This is a genomic window from Parasutterella muris, from assembly GCF_009767915.1.
GTDB classification, from domain to species: Bacteria; Pseudomonadota; Gammaproteobacteria; order Burkholderiales; family Burkholderiaceae_F; genus Parasutterella; species Parasutterella muris.
This window is the reverse complement of sequence record NZ_WSRP01000117.1, coordinates 1-527: the sequence shown is the minus strand read 5'-3', so window position 1 is coordinate 527 and position 527 is coordinate 1. Positions and strand designations below refer to the sequence as shown.

Genomic DNA, 527 nt, shown 5'->3' with positions numbered 1-527 from the left:
GAGAGTGATTATTTGGATCGCTGGGCTTCTATTTATGGATTGACCAGAAAGAAGGCGACAAAAGCTTCCGGCGAGGTCATCTTTCGTTTTTCCGCGGACCTTGTCAATATACCTGAAGGCACCATACTTCAGTCCGATGACGGTATTCAGTACAAGACCACAGGGCCGACAGCCTCCAATGGAAGCACCTCTGTAGAAGCGTTAAATGAAGGTATATCCGGCAATCAGCTGGAGGACGATGTTTTGACTTTAGTTTCACCTATTAGCGGTGTCTACAGCGAGGTCACGATTATTAAGCTTGGCGGAGGAAGTGAGGCTGAAGCGGACGAGAGTCTGAGGGCAAGGCTTCTTTCCCGAGTTAGAGAAACCCCGCACGGGGGTACGGAATCGGATTATGTCCAGTGGGCTTTAGAGGTACCCGGAGTAACCAGAGCTTGGGCGTTTCCGAAAGAGGAAGGAGAAGGCACTGTCACGGTTAGATTCGTCTGTGACGGTATGGATGAGATTATTCCGGATAAGGCGATGCT

The 527-nt window shown here is 50.1% G+C and carries 1 protein-coding gene; it reads left to right on the top strand.

Annotation, left to right across the window (positions count from 1 at the left end; all coding sequences use genetic code 11):
• The coding region (locus E5987_RS13595) for a baseplate J/gp47 family protein (protein ID WP_160336450.1) at positions 1-527 on the top strand (527 nt) is incomplete at both ends.